The sequence below is a fragment of the Kribbella swartbergensis genome (genome assembly GCF_054784135.1).
Genome location: NZ_BAAGPM010000018.1, coordinates 472,020 through 488,798, shown reverse-complemented (window position 1 = coordinate 488,798; position 16,779 = coordinate 472,020). Strand labels below are relative to the sequence as shown.

17 protein-coding genes are annotated in these 16,779 nt (G+C 68.1%); 10 read left to right on the top strand and 7 right to left on the bottom strand.

Annotation, left to right across the window (positions count from 1 at the left end; genetic code table 11):
• Positions 1 to 18: 18 nt before the first annotated feature.
• The gene (locus ACYVOK_RS17690; RefSeq protein WP_460663531.1) at positions 19 to 1,506 is read left to right on the top strand and encodes an FAD-dependent oxidoreductase; all 1,488 of its coding nucleotides are present in this window, start codon (positions 19 to 21) and stop codon (positions 1,504 to 1,506) included.
• A gap of 94 nt (positions 1,507 to 1,600) precedes the next feature.
• On the opposite strand, the gene ACYVOK_RS17685 is transcribed toward ACYVOK_RS17690, so the two are convergent.
• Positions 1,601 to 2,428, bottom strand: a complete 828-nt coding sequence (locus tag ACYVOK_RS17685; protein WP_460663530.1) for an SAM-dependent methyltransferase — start codon at positions 2,426 to 2,428, stop codon at positions 1,601 to 1,603.
• 803 nt (positions 2,429 to 3,231) lie between these two features.
• Here ACYVOK_RS17685 and ACYVOK_RS17680 point away from each other — a divergent pair.
• A complete protein-coding gene (locus tag ACYVOK_RS17680) occupies positions 3,232 to 3,465 on the top strand; it encodes a DUF397 domain-containing protein (protein ID WP_460663529.1) in 234 nt (77 codons plus the stop codon).
• 347 nt (positions 3,466 to 3,812) lie between these two features.
• Here ACYVOK_RS17680 and ACYVOK_RS17675 read toward each other — a convergent pair whose 3' ends face one another.
• Both ACYVOK_RS17675 and ACYVOK_RS17670 read right to left on the bottom strand, forming a co-directional pair.
• Positions 3,813 to 3,998, bottom strand: a complete 186-nt coding sequence (locus ACYVOK_RS17675) for a hypothetical protein (protein ID WP_460663528.1) — start codon at positions 3,996 to 3,998, stop codon at positions 3,813 to 3,815.
• 29 nt (positions 3,999 to 4,027) lie between these two features.
• On the bottom strand, positions 4,028 to 4,219 hold the full coding sequence (locus ACYVOK_RS17670; RefSeq protein WP_460663527.1) for a hypothetical protein: 192 nt from the start codon (positions 4,217 to 4,219) through the stop codon (positions 4,028 to 4,030).
• Between the two features lie 448 nt (positions 4,220 to 4,667).
• Between ACYVOK_RS17670 and ACYVOK_RS17665 the strand changes: the two genes are divergently transcribed.
• Positions 4,668 to 5,537 carry a helix-turn-helix domain-containing protein gene (locus tag ACYVOK_RS17665; protein ID WP_460663526.1) on the top strand — a complete coding sequence of 290 codons (870 nt, stop codon included), beginning with the start codon at positions 4,668 to 4,670 and terminating at the stop codon, positions 5,535 to 5,537.
• Positions 5,538 to 5,539: 2 nt separating this feature from the next.
• On the opposite strand, the gene ACYVOK_RS17660 is transcribed toward ACYVOK_RS17665, so the two are convergent.
• Positions 5,540 to 6,166 carry a DUF2461 domain-containing protein gene (locus ACYVOK_RS17660; protein WP_460663525.1) on the bottom strand — a complete coding sequence of 209 codons (627 nt, stop codon included), beginning with the start codon at positions 6,164 to 6,166 and terminating at the stop codon, positions 5,540 to 5,542.
• A 90-nt stretch (positions 6,167 to 6,256) separates the two neighbouring features.
• On the opposite strand from ACYVOK_RS17660, the gene ACYVOK_RS17655 reads away from it, so the two are divergent.
• Positions 6,257 to 6,814, top strand: a complete 558-nt coding sequence (locus ACYVOK_RS17655) for a hemerythrin domain-containing protein (RefSeq protein ID WP_460663524.1) — start codon at positions 6,257 to 6,259, stop codon at positions 6,812 to 6,814.
• A 175-nt stretch (positions 6,815 to 6,989) separates the two neighbouring features.
• On the opposite strand, the gene ACYVOK_RS17650 is transcribed toward ACYVOK_RS17655, so the two are convergent.
• Together ACYVOK_RS17650 and ACYVOK_RS17645 are read right to left on the bottom strand one after the other, a co-directional pair.
• On the bottom strand, positions 6,990 to 8,144 hold the full coding sequence (locus tag ACYVOK_RS17650; protein WP_460663523.1) for an epoxide hydrolase family protein: 1,155 nt from the start codon (positions 8,142 to 8,144) through the stop codon (positions 6,990 to 6,992).
• Positions 8,145 to 8,220: 76 nt separating this feature from the next.
• Entirely contained in the window at positions 8,221 to 8,511 is a 291-nt protein-coding gene (locus ACYVOK_RS17645) for a hypothetical protein (protein WP_460663522.1), read from the bottom strand.
• A gap of 324 nt (positions 8,512 to 8,835) precedes the next feature.
• Between ACYVOK_RS17645 and ACYVOK_RS17640 the strand changes: the two genes are divergently transcribed.
• From ACYVOK_RS17640 to ACYVOK_RS17615, 6 genes are all read left to right on the top strand, one after another.
• Positions 8,836 to 10,020 (top strand): ROK family protein, encoded by a 1,185-nt coding sequence (locus ACYVOK_RS17640; protein WP_460663521.1) that lies wholly within the window; start codon positions 8,836 to 8,838, stop codon positions 10,018 to 10,020.
• Positions 10,017 to 10,955, top strand: coding sequence for a carbohydrate ABC transporter permease (locus tag ACYVOK_RS17635; protein ID WP_460663520.1), 939 nt, complete (start codon positions 10,017 to 10,019; stop codon positions 10,953 to 10,955). Before ACYVOK_RS17640 ends, ACYVOK_RS17635 begins: the two co-directional genes overlap by 4 nt.
• Positions 10,948 to 11,751: a carbohydrate ABC transporter permease gene (locus ACYVOK_RS17630; protein WP_460663519.1), complete on the top strand. Its 804-nt coding sequence runs from the start codon at positions 10,948 to 10,950 to the stop codon at positions 11,749 to 11,751. Before ACYVOK_RS17635 ends, ACYVOK_RS17630 begins: the two co-directional genes overlap by 8 nt.
• A 14-nt stretch (positions 11,752 to 11,765) precedes the next feature.
• Positions 11,766 to 13,016, top strand: a complete 1,251-nt coding sequence (locus ACYVOK_RS17625) for an ABC transporter substrate-binding protein (protein WP_460663518.1) — start codon at positions 11,766 to 11,768, stop codon at positions 13,014 to 13,016.
• A gap of 179 nt (positions 13,017 to 13,195) precedes the next feature.
• A complete protein-coding gene (locus ACYVOK_RS17620; RefSeq protein ID WP_460663517.1) occupies positions 13,196 to 14,254 on the top strand; it encodes a glycoside hydrolase family 15 protein in 1,059 nt (352 codons plus the stop codon).
• A complete protein-coding gene (locus ACYVOK_RS17615) occupies positions 14,255 to 16,417 on the top strand; it encodes a glycoside hydrolase family 31 protein (RefSeq protein ID WP_460663516.1) in 2,163 nt (720 codons plus the stop codon).
• Here ACYVOK_RS17615 and ACYVOK_RS17610 read toward each other — a convergent pair.
• A complete protein-coding gene (locus tag ACYVOK_RS17610; protein WP_460663515.1) occupies positions 16,410 to 16,697 on the bottom strand; it encodes a DUF1905 domain-containing protein in 288 nt (95 codons plus the stop codon). The two genes, ACYVOK_RS17615 and ACYVOK_RS17610, sit on opposite strands and share 8 nt — an antisense overlap.
• Positions 16,698 to 16,779: the final 82 nt, after the last annotated feature.

Sequence of the window (16,779 nt, the reverse complement as noted above, 5' to 3'; positions counted from 1 at the left end):
GGCGGGTACCGGCATGACATGACGACGCATCGTTCCGTTTGGCTGGAAACCGCGACAATTCCCGAGTACGACGCAGTCAGCGCCGACAAGCATGCCGACGTGGTGGTGGTCGGCGGCGGCCTGATCGGACTGACCACCGCTCTCCACCTGCAGCAAGAAGGGGCGGACGTCGTACTCCTGGAGGCCGGTCGGCTCGGCGCCCGGACCAGTGGCAACACCACCGGCAAGGTGACGTCGCAGCACAGCGCGATCTACGCGGACCTGCTCGACCGGCACGGTCCCGGCAAGGCCGGCCAGTACGCGGCCGCGAACCAGGCCGCCGTCGAGGAGGTCGCCGACCTGGTGAACCGGCTCGGCATCGACTGCGAGCTGACCCGTACGCCGGCCTTCGTCTACTCGAGCGAGCCCGACTCGCCGCTGCGCCGGGAAGCCGACGTCGCGGGTGCCCTCGGTCTGCCGGCGCAGTTCGTGGACCCGGAGGAAATGGGCCTGCCCGTGAAGGCCGCCGAGGCCGTGCGCTTCGACGACCAGCTCTACCTGCACCCGGTTCGCTACCTGGCCGGCCTCGCGGCCGCGTTCACCCAGGCCGGTGGCCGGATCTTCGAGAACAGCCGGGTGGTCGAGGTCGACACCGATCACGACATCCAGGCGGTCACCGCGCACGGGCCGCTGGTCCGCGCCGACCACGCGATCCTCGCGACCCTGTTGCCGATCGGTCTGACCGGCGGCTACTTCGCCCGGACCCGGCCGGGTCAGTCCTACGGCATCGCCGTACGGCTCCCGGTCGAGGCACCCCGCGGGATGGCGATCTCGGTCGACTCATCGGTGCGCTCCACCCGTCCGTGGCCGGGCGGCGGCCCGAACGGCCTGATCGTCGTCGGCAGTGACCAGGAGACCGACGCCGAGACGACGTACCAGAACCTCGTCGACTGGGTGGGGTCGAACTGGGGTTTCGACGCCGTCCCCGAGTACCGCTGGTCCGCCCACGACTACAGCACTCCGGACATGCTGCCCTTCGTCGGCAAGGCGCCCGGAACGCCGATCCTGGTGGCCACCGGCATGCACAAATGGGGACTGAGCAACGGAACCGTTGCCGCCGGCATCCTGCGCGACCTCGTCCTCGGCCGCGACAACCCATGGGCCGGTCTGTACGACGCCGGCCGCATCGGCGACGTCCAGGCCGTGGCGAAACTGGTGAAGGACAACCTGCACGTCGGCAAGGAGTTCGCATCCGGCCACCTGGAACGACTCAAGGGCGGACTCGACCATCTCGAGGTCGGCCAAGGCGGTCTGCTCACCCTGGACGACGGCAAGACGGTGGGCGCCTACCGCGACGAGGACGGGCAGCTGCACACGGTCAACCCCGTCTGCACCCACATGGGCTGTCCGCTCCGCTGGAACGCCGCGGACACCACCTGGGACTGCAACTGCCACGGCTCCCGCTACAGCCACACCGGAGCCGTGCTCGACGGCCCCACCACCAAACCGCTCACGCCACCACAGTGAGCGCCAGCTCGAGTCAGGGCAGTCCGGCTGACGGTTCCGGAGAAGCGAAAGGCGCGCGCCCCAGGTGGGACGCGCGCCTTCGAAATTGCCGAGGTCAGACCTTCTTGGCGATGCCCGCCATCAGGATCCGCTGGTACGGCTCCAGGTCCTCCGCCGCCGGGACGTCGGCGTCCGGGTCCTCCGGGAACCAGCGGGCCAGGAAGTCCAGGCCCGGCGGCACCAGCGGCATGCCGAGGAAGTGCTGCTCGATCCGCTCCGGCGTCCGGATCCAGCCGTTGCCGAGGCTCTCCAGCCCCGCCCGCTCCATGCCCTTCTGCAGCGGCTCACCGGTGTCGACGAAGTCGGTGATGAACAGGTAGCTGCCCGGGACGAGCGCGTCCATGATCGTGCGGACCCACTCGTCCGGCTTCTCGTCGTCGTGGAAGTGCATGTGCAGGCCGACGACCATCAGCGCGATCGGACAGGTGAAGTCCAGGTGGTTCTTGATGTCCTGGTGATCGAGGATCTCCTGCGGCCGGCGCAGGTCCGCGGTCACCACGATGGTGCTGTTGTTGGTCGCCAGCAGCGCCCGGCCGTGCGCCAGCACGATCGGGTCGTTGTCGACGTACGCGACCCTGGCGGTCGGGTTGACCTCCTGGGCCGCCTCGTGGGTGTTCTTCTGCGTCGGCAGACCGCTGCCGATGTCGAGGAACTGGTCGATACCGGCCTGGCGGGCCAGGAACTGCACGCCCCTGACGAGCGCCTCGCGGTTCTCGATCGCGCAGCGACCGGCGTCCGGGACGTACTTCAGGTAGAGCGCCGCGCCGTCCCGGTCGGCGGCGAAGTTGTCCTTGCCTCCGAGCAGGGCGTCGTAGACGCGAGCGATGGTCGGTTGGGAAGTGTCGAACTCCGGTGTGGCATCCGGAGCGTCGGGAGTCGCCATCGGCGCAGCCTTCGTGTCGGGAATTGTCGGGGTTGTCATCGTAGGGCAGTTCCGGACCTCTTGGAGCACTGGTTCGGCGCTGCGCGTGTGTCGGTCCGAAAGTCGGCCAATCTGCCTGAATCGTCAAGCACACAAGCCTTTTCAGATCCACCACGTCCTGACAAACCACCCGCTCCCCGGGCTCCACCCCACCCTTCCCCACCCACCCCCACTCCAACCTCCCCTCACCCCACCACCCGACTGGCGGCACCTACCCGCCACCACCCGGGTCAACCCACCAGCCCGTGGGTCAACGCTCCCAGTCGCCGCGTGGGTCGACCAACCGAACTCAGCCATGCGGACCCACCAACGCGTGCACCAACCCACCACCATGCAGGCCAACCCACCAGCACACGGCCCGACCCACCACCACCCGGGTTAACCCTCACCGCACGGGTTGACCAACCGAGCTCAGCCGTGCGAACCCACCACCCCGTGGGCTGATCCACCACGGTTCGGGCCGAACCACCAAACGCGTCCTAACCCACCACCTCCCGGGTTGTCCCTCACCGCGCGGGACGGCTGCGACGACGGCGGGCCCTGGCCGGCGATGACACACGGAGAGAACACCGGCAGAAGCGGAGCCCCGGGGTCGAGGAGGCGGAGGGTCACGAACGGGGGTCTTGTGGGCGGCCTGGGGAGCGATCACCACAGTTTTGGCAACTCCGTGTAACGGAGCGGACACATCGGTCCCAAACGTGTACGATGCAAATGCAATGCCAAATGCACGTGCATATGCCAAAGACGTACGGAAGGTGCAGCTGATGACTGCTGTCTACAACGGCATGCCCGGCGACTCGATCAACGAGCTGATCTGGCGGAAGAGTCAGCGCAGTGGCCCGAGCGGCAACTGCGTCGAGGTGGCGAAGCTTCCGGGCGGCGGCGTGGCGATGCGGAACTCGCGTCACACCGACGGCCCGGCGCTGGTGTTCACCAAGGCCGAGATCGAGGCATTCCTCGGCGGCGTCCAGGACGGCGAGTTCGACGACCTCGTCTGATCGACCGGTATGCGAGAGGCCCCTTCGCCAGGCGAGTGACGAAGGGGCCTCTTCATGTCTGCGGTCCGCCGTCCGTCGGCCGGTCGCACGCGGCAGCCATACGGCGCCGGACGGGACGCCATCCGATGTGGCCGGGGGCGCCGCGTGAGCGATGAAGAGCGCGCACGAGCCAGGGAAGTACGGCGCACGAGCCAGGCTGAACGCCGCACGAGCCAGGCCGAACGGGCGCACGAGCCAGGAAGTACGACGTACGAGCCGTTGAAGAACGCCGTACGAGCTGTTCGAGAACGACGAAGGCCGACCCTCTGGCGAGGGTCGGCCTTGGTGGTGTTCGGGGCGGGTGCGGACTACTGGACTGTGAGCGGCCAGAGCTGCTCGTTGGGCAGCTCCGACGCCGTCCCGCCGGCCGAGTTGTCAACGGTGATTCGCAATCCGGTGAACTTCGGCGTCATCACCCGCTGGTACCGCGAGGCGCGGTCCGGCTCGGCGACGTACTCGGCGATCAGGTGGTCTCCCAACCAGATCCGCACCATTTTTCGGCCTCCTGCTGCTCGGTCGGTGGTCATGGGGCCAGGCTCACGATCGGGTCGCCGTCGAGTTGACGGACGCCGCGCAGCCAGCCCTCGAAGGCCCAGCGCTGTTGCTCAGGGCAACGCGCGACCAGTTCCTGGATCTCCCGCTCCGTCAGCTCGTCGGGCGCGCGGCCGCTCAGATCGGCGGTGTGCTCGGCTGCCTCACTGTCGTCGTCGTTCATCGACTCGGGTTCCCCAACCAGTCGTGCCGGCGCGTGCGCACCGGCGGTCTGTAGGACCGGCCTGCCGGATCCCGCGATCACTTTTCGCGAGATTCAGCTCACCTTCTGTGCATGTAGCAATCATGGCGTCGGCACGCTGCGAATGCAAGCGTCGGATGCACGTGCATCCGCACGTTTTCCGCTTCGTGACCCGAAAACCTCGTTTTCCGCCTCAGGACCACCTCCCGGGAAGCCGCTCGAACAGCGTTCGACCGGGCGAGTCGCGCCAACTTTGTTCTGACAAAGCCGCATCGTCTGCCGGGTTTGGTGCTACGCTCCGTGATCGGCGCGGCGGTAGCCGACGCCTTATGTAAGAACTTCGGCAGAATGGAGGTCGTCCGTGCGATGATGTCTGTCTGCGGTCGTAGTCACCGCTGAGCTGAGCTGCTGGGGGCCGTGGGAGGTGGGTGTGACCGAGTCGGGCGCGCAAAGCGGGCCGACTGCGCTTCGGATCATCCTCGGAGCGCACCTGCGGCGGATGCGGGAGGCGGCGGGGATCAGCCGCTCCGACGCGGGCTGGGAGATCCGCTCGTCGGAATCCAAGGTCAGCCGGATGGAGCTCGGGCGCGTCGGCTTCAAGGAGCGCGACGTCAGCGACCTGCTCACGCTCTACGGCCTCGACGACCTCGAGGAACGCGAACGTCTGCTGGCACTGGCCCGCGACGCGAACAACCCCGGCTGGTGGCACCGCTTCGGCGACGTACTGCCCAGCTGGTTCCACTCCTACCTGGACCTGGAGCGCGCCGCCCAGCTGATTCGTACCTACGAGCTGCAGTTCGTCCCGGGTCTGCTGCAGACACCGGAGTACGTGCGCGCCGTCGTCCAGCTCGGCCGCGGCCTGATCCCGGCCGAGGAAGTCGACCGCCGCGTCGCTCTAAGGGTGAACCGGCAGGAGATCCTCACCCGCCCCAACCCTGCCCGACTGTGGGCGGTCATCGACGAGTCGGTACTGCGCCGGCCGATCGGCGGCGTGAAGACGATGCGTCTGCAGTTGGAGCATCTGCTGGAGCTGACCGACATGCCCAACCTGACACTGCAGGTGATGCGGTTCAGGTCCGGTGGTCACGCCGCGACCGGCGGCGCCTACAGCATCCTCCGTTTTCCTGATCAGGATCTGCCGGACATCGTCTACATCGAGCACCTCACCAGTGCGCTCTACCTCGACAAGCCCGAGGAGCTCGATCGGTACACCGCCACCATGGAAGCCCTCTGCGTAGCAGCCGCACAACCGGCCGCCACCCGCGACATCCTCTTCGAGATCCTCCGCGACTACGACTGACGTCAGCTGTTGTCGGTGAGCCAGGTGATCAGGGGTTTGGTGGCGCGCCAGTCGTTGCGGATGTGGTCTACCAGGGCGGGGGTGTGGATGATCGGTTCGAAGCCGTAGGACTTGCTGACTGTCAGGGACTTGTGCCGCAGCAGGTCGATGCGCGGGTGGTCGGGGTCGTAGCCGCGTGGGCTCGTCTTCAGGCGGTCACCGCCGACGGTCCAGCCGGTCGAGGTCAGGTCGGCCAGCAGCCGCTCGAGTTGTTTGCCGCGCCGGTCGTCGTCGATCGCCGCCCGCACCCGGCCGAGCCGCTCCGAGCTCGCCTCGTAGAAACCCGCCGCGACCCGGACGCCGGGCGCCGACACCTGGACGTACCACCCGGTCGCCGGCGCGACGTCGATGAACGCGCCCTGGTGCGTCTTGTACGGCGTCTTGTCCCGGGCGAACCGCACGTCGCGGTACGGCCGGAAGAGCTTCGCCGGACCGAACTCATCCTCGAGCTCCGCCAGCAACGCCGCCATCGGCGCCCGCACCGACTCCTCGTACACGTGTTTGTTGGCGGTCCAGAACGTCTTGGTGTTGTCCAGCTCGAGGTCGTCGTAGAAGTCCAGCGCCGCGACCGGGAACCCGGTGAAACTCATGCGGTCCACCATAGTTCGGTCCCACGTCGGCGATTAGGGCGCGGGTACCGGGGCGAGCACCAGGCAGGAACGATCCTGAAAGGACACAAAATGCCCGCCGACGTTGTCGATCTGATCATGCAGGACCACCGTGAGGTCGAACGACTGTTCGACGAGCTGAAGGAGAACCCGGAGAAGCGGCCGAACCTGCTGCCGGTGCTCACCACACTGCTCACCGCCCACAGCCGCGCCGAGGAGGCGGAGGTGTACCCGGTCGCCGCCAGCGAGGCCGGGGAGAAGGAAGAGGTGTCGCACAGCCAGCAGGAGCACATCGAGGCCGACCAGTTGCTGGCGAAGCTCGCGCAGACCGACCCGATGTCGGCCGAGTTCGACACCGTGCTGCAGAACCTCGTCGACGCGGTCTCGCACCACGTCGAGGAGGAGGAGACCAAGGTGCTGCCGGGTATGCGCTCCAACCTGTCCGACGAGCGGCGGATGGAGCTCGGCGAGGCGTTCGTTGCCAGCCGCAAGCAACACCTCGGTGAGCAGCCCGGGGACATGACCCGGGAACAGCTCGCCCAGCAGGCGAGCAACGCCGGCGTCTCCGGTACGTCGGGGCTGAGCAAGGACGAGCTGAAGAAGAAGGTCGAGAACGAAGCCCAGAGCTGACCCTGAGCAGGTGCGCCGGCAACACCTGGCGCATGCCGGCGCACCGCTTCAGCCCAACCCTCAGCACACACCCGGCCTCACCGCCGCCCGCTCTCCCCGCACGGATCGGCCTCACCGCAGCCCACTCTCCGCACGAACCGGTCTCAGCGCGGGCTGGTGGCGGCCGGGGCTGGTATCAGCGGAGGGCGGTGAAGAAGGCTCGGATGTCCTCGACCAGGATTGCGGGTTGTTCCAGGGCCGCGAAATGGCCGCCGTGCGGATGACTTGTCCAGCGGACGATGTTGTCGGTGGCGGCGACGACGTGGCGCAGCGGAATGAAGTTGTCGTGGGCAAGGTCCAGCAGCGCGGTCGGGGTGCTCGACGGTTCCGGTGGTTGCCCCCAGTGCGGCGCGTGCGCTCGCTCGTAGTAGATCCGGCCCGCGGATCCCGCCGTCCGGGTGAGCCAGTAGAGCATCACGTTGGTGAGCACCAGGTCGCGGTCGATCGTGCTCGCCGGATCGGTCCATTCCTCGAACTTCTCGGCGATCCAGGCCAACTGGCCGACCGGTGAGTCGGTAAGTGCGTAGGCCAACGTCTGCGGTCGCGTCGACTGCAGGTCGGCGTACCCCTGCCGCTCCTTCGACCATTCCTGGTACCGCCGCCAGGACGCCCAGGTGCGTTCGCGCTCGGAGGAGTCGAGCGGCTCCAGCTCTTCGGGTGTCGGCTCGGACGTCGCACCGCCGCCGGGGATGAGGTTGAGGTGTACGCCGATGACCCGCTCGTCGATTCGCCCGAGCTCCCGTGAGATCGCCGCACCCCAGTCGCCCCCTTGGACGCCGTACCGCTGGTAGCCCAACCGCGTCATCAGCTCCGACCAGGCCCGGGCGACGCGCTTGAACTCCCAGCCGGTCTCCCGCGTCGGGCCGGACAAGGTGAAGCCGGGAATGGTCGGGATCACCAGGTGGAAGGCGTCGGCCGGGTCACCGCCGTACGCGCGTGGGTCGGAGAGCGGTCCGGCGATGTGCGTGAACTCGACGATCGAGCCCGGCCAACCGTGGGTGATGATCAGCGGGGTCGCGTCCGGCTCAGGCGATCGGATGTGCGCGAAGTGGACCGTCGCGCCGTCGATGACGGTCATGTACTGCGGCCACTCGTTCAACCGGGCCTCGGCCTTGCGCCAGTCGTACTCGTGACGCCAGTAGGTCACGAGGTCCTGGAGATGGCCGAGGGGTACGCCGTACGCCCAGCCGACGTCAGGTAGCTCGTCCGGCCAGCGGGTCAGGTCCAGGCGGGTGCGCAGATCCGCCAGGTCACTCTCCGGCACGGCCAGCCGGAACGGTTCGACACTCACACCGGCAGCCTGCCGTGGCGGCCGCCGTGCCGCACCTCGCCGGGGCGGTGGGGCGGAGAAGGAACCAGCACAGCCTTCACGCGCTGACCTTGTCGTGGACCACCTTCACCGCCGCTGCGGCGATCAGGCAGAGCACACCCGCACTGATCACGACCGTCACCAGCGTGCCGGCGCCGTTCAGGGCGTTGTCACACGCCATCGGGGTGATGCCGGCGGCAGGCTCGAAGGCGGAGCCGCAGTCCGTGCCGCCGGCCGAGACCGACCGGAAGCCGAGGGCCACCCCGACCAACACGACGATCACTCCGGCGATCGCGAGAATCTTGTTCAGCGTCGTCACGACGACCCCGGCGCCGCGAAGTGTGGGCATGCCGACGGCACGCCCCGTGAGCCCCGTTGCACTTCGTTCACTCCCTGACCTCGACTGACCACCCTGGTCGAACTTACGGTCCGGCGCCGGATGATCCACACCCGTGCGCAGGGTCAGCACTGATTCTTCACACAGTCCTTACTCAGGACATGACCGATCGTGACGATCGTCTCAGAGCGCACTGTGGCCCCGATCACGCGCCCCTGCGTGGCCGTCCGGCCACAGTTCGTGGTTCTCGGTTCCGGCGTCTTGACAGGCCGAGCACCGGGGTGCTTACTTTTGCACTAAATTTAGTGCCGAAGTAAGTCGTGATCGGAGGTGTCCGTGACTGGTCAGGGGCCGAGAGGCGACCTGGTGCCGTCCGGGATCGTCGCGCTGCTGGGAACCCGCGGGCCGACATCGCGGACCGACATCGCCCGCGGTCTCGGACTCAGCCCGGCGACCGTCACCCAGGTGACGAAGGACCTGATCGCCCGCGGCGTGGTCGAGGAACTGGAGTCGGTGCCGTCGAACGGCGGCCGCCCGGCCCGGCTGCTCGGGCTGGTCAGCCAGTCCGGTGTCGCCCTCGGCGCCAAGGTCACCGCCGATCACGTCGCCGTCGTCACAGTCGAACTGGACGGCACGGTCCGGTCCACCCGGTCACATCCGTACGACCCGAACAGCAGCGAGGCCGTCGCCGAGTTGGGCCGGATTCTCACGGCCGAGGTCGCCGGGCTCGACGACCGGTTGCTCGGCGTCGGCGTCGGCGTTCCGGGATCCGTTGATTCGCAGGCGTCCGGCGTCGTCGACGCACCCACACTGTCATGGCGGGCCGCTCCGGTCGGTCCGGTCCTGCGTCAGGCTCTCGGTACGCCGGTCCTGGTCGACAACGACGTGAACACACTGGCCGCGGCCGAGCGGTTGTACGGGATCGGCCGCGAGCACTCGTCGTACCTGGTGGTGACGATCGGGCGCGGGATCGGCTGCGCGATCGTCGTCGACGGCGGCATCTACCGCGGCGCCAACGGCGGCGCCGGCGAGATCGGCCACATCCCGGTCTGGACGTCCGGTGGCGACGAGCCGCCCTGCACCTGTGGATCGACGGGCTGTCTGGAGGCCTACATCGGCGCCGAAGGCCTGTTGCGGACGGCGCGGGCCCGGTGCGAGATCGCATCGCTCGACGAGCTGTTGCGTTCGGCAACGGCCGGTGACGAGCGGGCCCGGGCGGTGTACGCGGAGGCGGGTGAACTGCTCGGGCGCGCACTGGCCGGCGTCATTCACACCGTCGATCCGGAGGTCGTCGTACTGCTCGGCGAAGGAGTGGACGGATGGGAGTTCTGGCAGACCGGGTTCGAGCCGTCGTTCCGGCGATCGTTGCTGCCGGCCCGCAAAGGCGTGGCGCTGGCCGTCGAACCGTGGACGGAGGACCAGTGGGCCCGAGGCGCGGCCTCCCTCGTGCTGGCGTCACCGTTCGACGCCACCGGCAACGGCGGCGAGCAGAGCCGCCTGGTCCGGGCCAGGCTGGCATGAGTACGGCGACGCTCAGCCGGCCGAAGCCGCAAACTGCTGAGCAGCAAGGCTCAGGGCGGCGGGGTCTGGGATGGAAGAAGCTCGGCTGGGTACTGTTCTTCCTGCTGCCGAGCGCGATCCCGCTGGTCGTCTTCACGCTGGTGCCGATGGTGTCCAGCCTGTGGGTCAGCCTGCACAGGTGGAACCTGATCTCGCCGATGGAGTGGGTCGGGCTCGGCAACTACACGAACCTGCTCACCGATCCGATGACCCGGCAGGTCTTTCTGCACACGCTGATCTACGTCGCCGGTTATCTCCCCCTGGTGTACGTCGGTGGCCTCGGTCTGGCGCTGGCACTCAACCAGAAGCTACGAGGCCGGGCCTTCCTACGGGCGACGTACTTCCTGCCCGTGGTGACCAGCTGGGTGGTCGTCGCGCTGGTGTGGAAGTGGCTGCTCAACCCGTCCAACGGTCTGGTCAACCAGTTGCTTGAGGCAATCGGCTTGCCGGCTCCGGGCTGGTGGACCGATCCGCAGTGGGCGCTGCCCGCGGTGATCCTGTCGTCGGCGTGGAAGGACCTCGGCTTCGTCATGGTGATCCTGCTGGCCGGGCTGCAGTCGATCCCGTCCGACGTGTACGAGGCGGCGACCGTGGACGGAGCGAGCGCCTGGCAACGGTTCTGGCGGATCACCCTGCCACTGCTGTCTCCGTCCACCTTCTTCGTGGTGGTGATCTCGCTGATCAACGGCTTCCAGGTCTTCGACCAGGTGTACGTGATGACCGCCGGCGGGCCGTCCGGGTCGAGCCAGGTGGTGGTCGGGCAGATCTACGACCTCACCTTCCGGTACGGGCGTGCCGGTGAAGCGTCCGCGCTGTCCTGGATCCTGTTCGCGGTGATCCTGGTGATCACGGCGATCCAGATCCGCGGCCAGCGGAAGTGGGTGCACTATGCGTAGGGCGTTCCTCTATCTCGCGGTGCTGGCCGGAGCGGCGATCATGTTGTTCCCGTTCCTGTGGACGGTCATCACCTCGATCACGCCGGAAGGGTCGCTGGCCGACGGGCCGACGCTGATCGTCGACAATCCGACGCTCGCCGCCTACCGCACGCTGCTGGACGCGATGCCGATCTGGCGGATCCTGGTCAACTCGCTGCTGATCGCGATCGCCTCGACGGTGTTCCAGCTGATCACCGGGGCGATGGCGGCGTACGGGTTCGCCAGGCTGCGGTTCCCGTTGAAGAACGTCATCTTCGGCTGCTACCTGGCGACGCTGATGGTGCCGATGCAGGTACTCGTCGTACCGCTGTTCATCGAGATGAGGACGCTGAACCTGCAGGACACGTACTTCGCGCTGCTGGCACCGACGATCGCGTCGGCGTTCGGCGTGTTCCTGCTCCGGCAGGCGGTCACCGCCGTACCCGCCGAACTGGACGAGGCGGCCACCATCGACGGGGCCGGGCACCTGCGCATCTTCACCACCATCGTGCTGCCGCTGATCCGGCCCGCGCTCGCCACCGTCGCGGTGTTCGCGTTCATGGGCAGCTGGAACAGCTTCCTCTGGCCGCTCGTCGTGATCCGGTCGCCGGAGTTCATGACCCTGCCGCTCGGACTGGCCACGCTGCAAGGCCAGTTCACCACCCAATGGGACGTCGTGATGGCGGGTTCCGTCGTCTCGATCGTGCCGATCGCGATCGTCTACCTGCTCGCGCAGCGCCACATCATCGCCGGCGTAGCACACACCGGCATCAAGTAAGAGGGGAAAACGCCATGCGCTCACTGAAGTTCGCGGCCGCCGGTCTCGCCGGCGTGCTCGCGCTGACCGCCTGCGGGCAGGGGTCCGCGACCAAGGAGGCCGCCGCACCCGAGGGCAAGGCCGTTGTGCGGTACATGAACTTCTCCGCCAACGACGGCCACGAGAAGGACCTGACCGCGATCGTCAACGCCTTCCAGGCGGCCAACCCGGACATCACCGTCCAGGTCGAGACCGTGCCGTACGCCAACTACTTCACCAAGCTGCAGACCGCGGTCGCTGGTGGCACCGCGGCCGACACGTTCGAGCTCAACTACGAGAACTTCGTCACGTACGCCAAGAACGGCTCGCTGGCGGAACTCAAGGACGTCGACTCGTCGGTCTACAAGAAGTCCTTGTACGACGCGTTCACCTCCGACGGCAAGCAGTACGGCGTACCCGAATCGTTCTCGAACGTCGTGCTCTTCTACAACCGGACGCTGTTCAAGCAGGCCGGCGTGGCCGAGCCGACCGCCGACTGGACCTGGAAGGACGAGCAGGCCGCGGCCGAGAAGCTGACGAACAAGGGCGCGAAGGTGTGGGGCGACTACCAGCCGGTGTCGTACAACGAGTTCTACAAGGTGCTCGCGCAGAACGGCGGTGAGTTCCTGAACGCGGACCGGACCGAGGCGACGTTCAACTCGCCGGAGGGCGTGGAGGCGGCGAAGTTCCTGATCGGCAAGGTCGGCAAGACGATGCCGACCGAGGCCGACGGCGCCGGTACGCCGGACTTCGACTCCAAGCTGTTCAAGTCCGGCAAGCTGGCGATGTGGCACACCGGGATCTGGATGTTCTCCGGCCTGGCCGACGCGAAGTTCGACTGGGATGTGGTGGTCGAGCCGGGGAACACCCGGAAGGCGTCGGCGATGTTCGTGAACGGGCTGGTGGTCAATGCCGCCTCGAAGAACCTCGAGGCCGCGCAGAAGTGGATCACCTTCCTGGCGTCGTCGGACGAGACCACGAAGACCCGGCTGGCGACGTCGTGGGAGCTGCCGCCGGTGGCGGACGAGGCGAAGCTGGCGCCGTACCTGCAGCAGCCGAAGCCGGCCAACCGGGAGGCCGTGTTCGCCGCGCTGGACGAGCCGGTGCTGCCGCCGGTCGTGGAGCGTCAGCAGGAGATGCAGGACATCGTCACGCAGGAGCTGACGTCAGCGGCCGCCGGGCGGAAGCCGGTGGAGAAGGCGCTGGCGGATGCCCAGACCAAGGTGAACGGACTGCTGAAGAAGTGAAGGAAACAGAACCCGCCCCCTCGCTCCGCTCGGGGGCGGGGGAGGTATCGGGAGCACTCCGCCCCGGGGTTGCGGATCCGGGAGCAGCACCGCCCGAGACTGCGGGACCGGGAGCAGCATCGCCCGAGACTGCGGGACCGGGGGCATCGCCCGAGACTCTTCAAGGGTTGCGGGAGTTGGTGGAGCGTAGTTATGCGGTGATTGTTGGGCATCAGGATGTGGGTGGGGCTTATCCGGCGGCGCCGACGTTTTCGGCGTACAAGGGGTATGCGTGGTTGCGGGACGGGTCGTTCACCGCGGAGGGCGTCTCGCGGTACGGCGATGTCGCGTCGGCGGACCGGTTTCACGACTGGGTGGACCGGGTGCTGCGCGGGCGCCGGGCCCAGGTGGACGGCCTCGTCGCGGCGGTCGCCCGCGGCGAGGTGCCGGACGCCTCCGCGATGCTGCCGACGCGGTTCACCTTCGACGGCGCGGACGGGTCGGACCCGTGGTGGGACTTCCAGACCGACGGGTACGGGACGTGGCTGTGGTCGGTGGTCACACATGCGGAGCGGCACGGGCTCGATCTCGAACGCTGGCGGGGTGGGATCGACGTCGCGGTGGACTACCTGGTCGCTTCCTGGGACCGGCCGTGTTACGACTGGTGGGAGGAGCACGTCGAGCATCGGCACGTGTCCACCCTCGGCGCGATCCACGGCGGTTTGGTTGCCATCAGCCCCTATACCCCGGTGCCGGTAGCGGAGGTCGCCGCGAGCATCCGGGAACTGGTCGATGCCGAGGGCATCCACGACGGCCACCTGACCAAATGGCTCGGAGCACCGGAGGTCGACGGTTCGTTGCCGGCGTGCGTCGTACCGTTCGGACTGGTCTCGGGCGACGTCGCGGCGGGCACGCTCGAGGCGGTGGCGCGGGACCTGGATGTCGACGGCGGGGTGCATCGGTTCACGGCCGACGTGTTCTACGGCGGCGGGCAGTGGATCCTGTTGTCGGCCTTGCTGGGGTGGAACCTGGCGGTCGCCGGCGACACCGAAGGAGCCTGGCGGCATCTGCGGTGGATCGCCGCGCAGGCCGACCCCGCCGGTGAGCTGCCGGAGCAGGTGCCGCACCACCTGCTGCACCCCGGATCGCGCGACGAGTGGATCGAGCGCTGGGGACCCGTGGCCAGCCCGCTGCTCTGGTCGCACGGTATGTACCTGATCCTCGCCGACGAACTCGGCATCACCCGCAAGGCGGTCTGAATGATCACCCATCGCCCGCACGGCATCGAGCACCCCTACGCCTCCTCCCCCGACCAGCGCACCCCGGTCCTGCCGTTGGCGGGCACCCCGGTCCGCCTCGGCGTCGTCGCCTCCCCCGACGTCACCCGGATCGTCTGCGACTGGGGCTCGACCGAGCTGGAACTGTCACCGGCCGACACGACTGCCGACGCCGCGGCCCTGGCCGGCGGCGAGGGCCATCTCAGCGAGGCGCAGGCGAAGTCGCTGGGTGCCGACGGCGGGTGGTCAGTGGTCACACCTCCGGTGACGGAGCCGGTGAACTACAGATTCCGGGCGTACGGCGCGAGCGGGGCGCCCGCGTCGACCGAGTGGTTCGGCGTCTCGCCCGGGACCTGGGTTCCCGAGGGTGGGAAGGTGCTCGGTAGCGGCGAGCGGGTCCGGAACGTCGAGTGGCTGGTTTCGGCCGATGGCGTGCACCGGTGCCGGTTCGCGATGCCGCTGCGCCCCGGCGATCGGCTGGTGGGTTTCGGCGAGCGGTACGACGTACTGGATCAGCGCGGCCGTGCGCTGGATGCGGTGGTGTTCGAGCAGTACAAGTCGCAAGGCGTGCACGGGCGGACGTACCTGCCGATGCCGTTCGCGCATGTGGTGAACGCCGAAGGGGGTGGCTGGGGGTTCCATGTCCGGACGTCGCGCCGTACCTGGTTCTCGTCCGACGACCGTGAGCTGACGGTGGAGATTGCCCTCGGCGACGAACCGGTGGTTGACCTCGGCATCTACGAGGGATCGCCGACGGAGGTGCTGACCGCGTTCCTCGACGAGGTCGGCCGCGCCGAGGAGTTGCCCTCGTGGGTCTTCCGCTTGTGGGCCTCCGGCAACGAATGGAACACCCAGAAGCTGGTGATGGCGCGGATGGATGCGCACCGCGACCTCGGCATCCCGGTCGGCACCGTGGTGATCGAGGCGTGGAGCGACGAGGAAGGCATCACCATCTGGCGGGACGCGCAGTACGACGTCACGCCCGACGGCAGCGCACACAAGGCGAGCGACTTCACCTACCCCCCGGACGGTGCCTGGCCGTCGCCCAAGGCGATGATCGACGAACTGCACCGGCGCGGGATCAAGGTCGTCCTCTGGCAGATCCCGTTGCAGAAGTCGGAATTCAGCACCGGCCAGGTCGCCGCTGACGCCGAGGCGATGGTCCGGGACGGGCACGCCGTCCTCGAGGCGGACGGTACGGCGTACCACAACCGCGGCTGGTGGTTCCCGCAGGCGCTGATGCCGGACCTGTCGGTGCAGCGCACCCGTGACTGGTGGACCGAGAAGCGCCGCTATCTGGTCGAGGACCTCGACGTCGACGGGTTCAAGACCGACGGCGGCGAGCACGCGTGGGGTCACGACCTGCGGTACGCCGACGGACGGCGCGGGGACGAGGGCAACAACCTCTTCCCGGTCCATTACGCGCGCGCGTTCGGCGACCTGCTCCGCTCCGCCGGAAAGGCCCCGGTGACGTTCTCCCGCGCCGGCTTCACCGGCTCCCAGGCCCACGGCATCTTCTGGGCCGGCGACGAGGACTCCACCTGGGAGGCGTTCCGCTCGTCCGTCACCGCCGGCCTGACCGCGGCCTCCTGCGGAATCGTCTACTGGGGCTGGGACCTGGCCGGTTTCTCCGGTCCGGTCCCCGACGCCGAGTTGTACCTGCGGGCGGCCGCCGCGTCCGCCTTCATGCCGATCATGCAGTACCACTCGGAGTTCAACCACCACCAACTCCCCCTCCGCGACCGCACTCCGTGGCACGTCGCGGAGACGACCGGCGACGACCGAGTCATCCCGGTGTTCCGCCGGTACGCCGTACTCCGCGAGAAGCTGGTCCCGTACCTGAGCGACCAAGCCGCGCGCACGGTCGCCACCGACCGGCCGTTGATGCGTCCGCTCTTCTTCGACCACGCGGACGACCCGGAGATCTGGAACCACCCCTACGAGTACCTCCTGGGCGACGGCCTCCTCGTCAACCCCGTCCTGACCCCGGGCGCCTCGACGTGGACGACGTACCTCCCGGAGGGGACCTGGTACGACGTCTGGACCGGCGAGCGCGTCCCGAGTGGCCTGGTGACGCGGGAGGTGCCGATCGACGTCGTACCGGTCTACACGCGCAATCCCGCCCTGCTCGAGGTGTTCAGCTGAGGCGCTCCTCGAGGTGGACGGTGATCTCCTCACCCGGTTCCTTGCCGATCCGGGTGCGGAGGTCGCCCTTCACCGGCAGTTTGTGGGTGCCGTCGCCGAGGGCCATGAACGAACTCTCGAACGGGTGGCCGTCCATCGTGCCGCGGACCTTGACCAGCCCGCGGGTGCCGAAGTACTCGGCCGAGTCCGGCATCTGTACGTAGGTCCAGCCGCCCTTCGCGTCGCTCTTCAGCAGCGGCGCGGTGAACGTCTTGTCCAGCTTTCCGGTCTTCTTGGTCACGGTGAGCTCCTCTCGAAACGGTGCCTTCACCCAGGAGGTAGAGACCGACAGCCGTATTTCGACATCTGCTGACACCTATTCT

Excerpts from the sequence above, each read along its gene's own strand:
- ACYVOK_RS17690 (WP_460663531.1), top strand. The coding sequence starts at position 19 with ATGACGACGCATCGTTCCGTTTGGCTGGAAACCGCGACAATTCCCGAG.
- ACYVOK_RS17685 (WP_460663530.1), bottom strand. The coding sequence starts at position 2,428 with ATGGCGACTCCCGACGCTCCGGATGCCACACCGGAGTTCGACACTTCC.
- ACYVOK_RS17680 (WP_460663529.1), top strand. The coding sequence starts at position 3,232 with ATGACTGCTGTCTACAACGGCATGCCCGGCGACTCGATCAACGAGCTG.
- ACYVOK_RS17675 (WP_460663528.1), bottom strand. The coding sequence starts at position 3,998 with ATGGTGCGGATCTGGTTGGGAGACCACCTGATCGCCGAGTACGTCGCC.
- ACYVOK_RS17670 (WP_460663527.1), bottom strand. The coding sequence starts at position 4,219 with ATGAACGACGACGACAGTGAGGCAGCCGAGCACACCGCCGATCTGAGC.
- ACYVOK_RS17660 (WP_460663525.1), bottom strand. The coding sequence starts at position 6,166 with ATGAGTTTCACCGGGTTCCCGGTCGCGGCGCTGGACTTCTACGACGAC.
- ACYVOK_RS17655 (WP_460663524.1), top strand. The coding sequence starts at position 6,257 with ATGCCCGCCGACGTTGTCGATCTGATCATGCAGGACCACCGTGAGGTC.
- ACYVOK_RS17645 (WP_460663522.1), bottom strand. The coding sequence starts at position 8,511 with ATGCCCACACTTCGCGGCGCCGGGGTCGTCGTGACGACGCTGAACAAG.
- ACYVOK_RS17635 (WP_460663520.1), top strand. The coding sequence starts at position 10,017 with ATGAGTACGGCGACGCTCAGCCGGCCGAAGCCGCAAACTGCTGAGCAG.
- ACYVOK_RS17630 (WP_460663519.1), top strand. The coding sequence starts at position 10,948 with ATGCGTAGGGCGTTCCTCTATCTCGCGGTGCTGGCCGGAGCGGCGATC.
- ACYVOK_RS17625 (WP_460663518.1), top strand. The coding sequence starts at position 11,766 with ATGCGCTCACTGAAGTTCGCGGCCGCCGGTCTCGCCGGCGTGCTCGCG.
- ACYVOK_RS17615 (WP_460663516.1), top strand. The coding sequence starts at position 14,255 with ATGATCACCCATCGCCCGCACGGCATCGAGCACCCCTACGCCTCCTCC.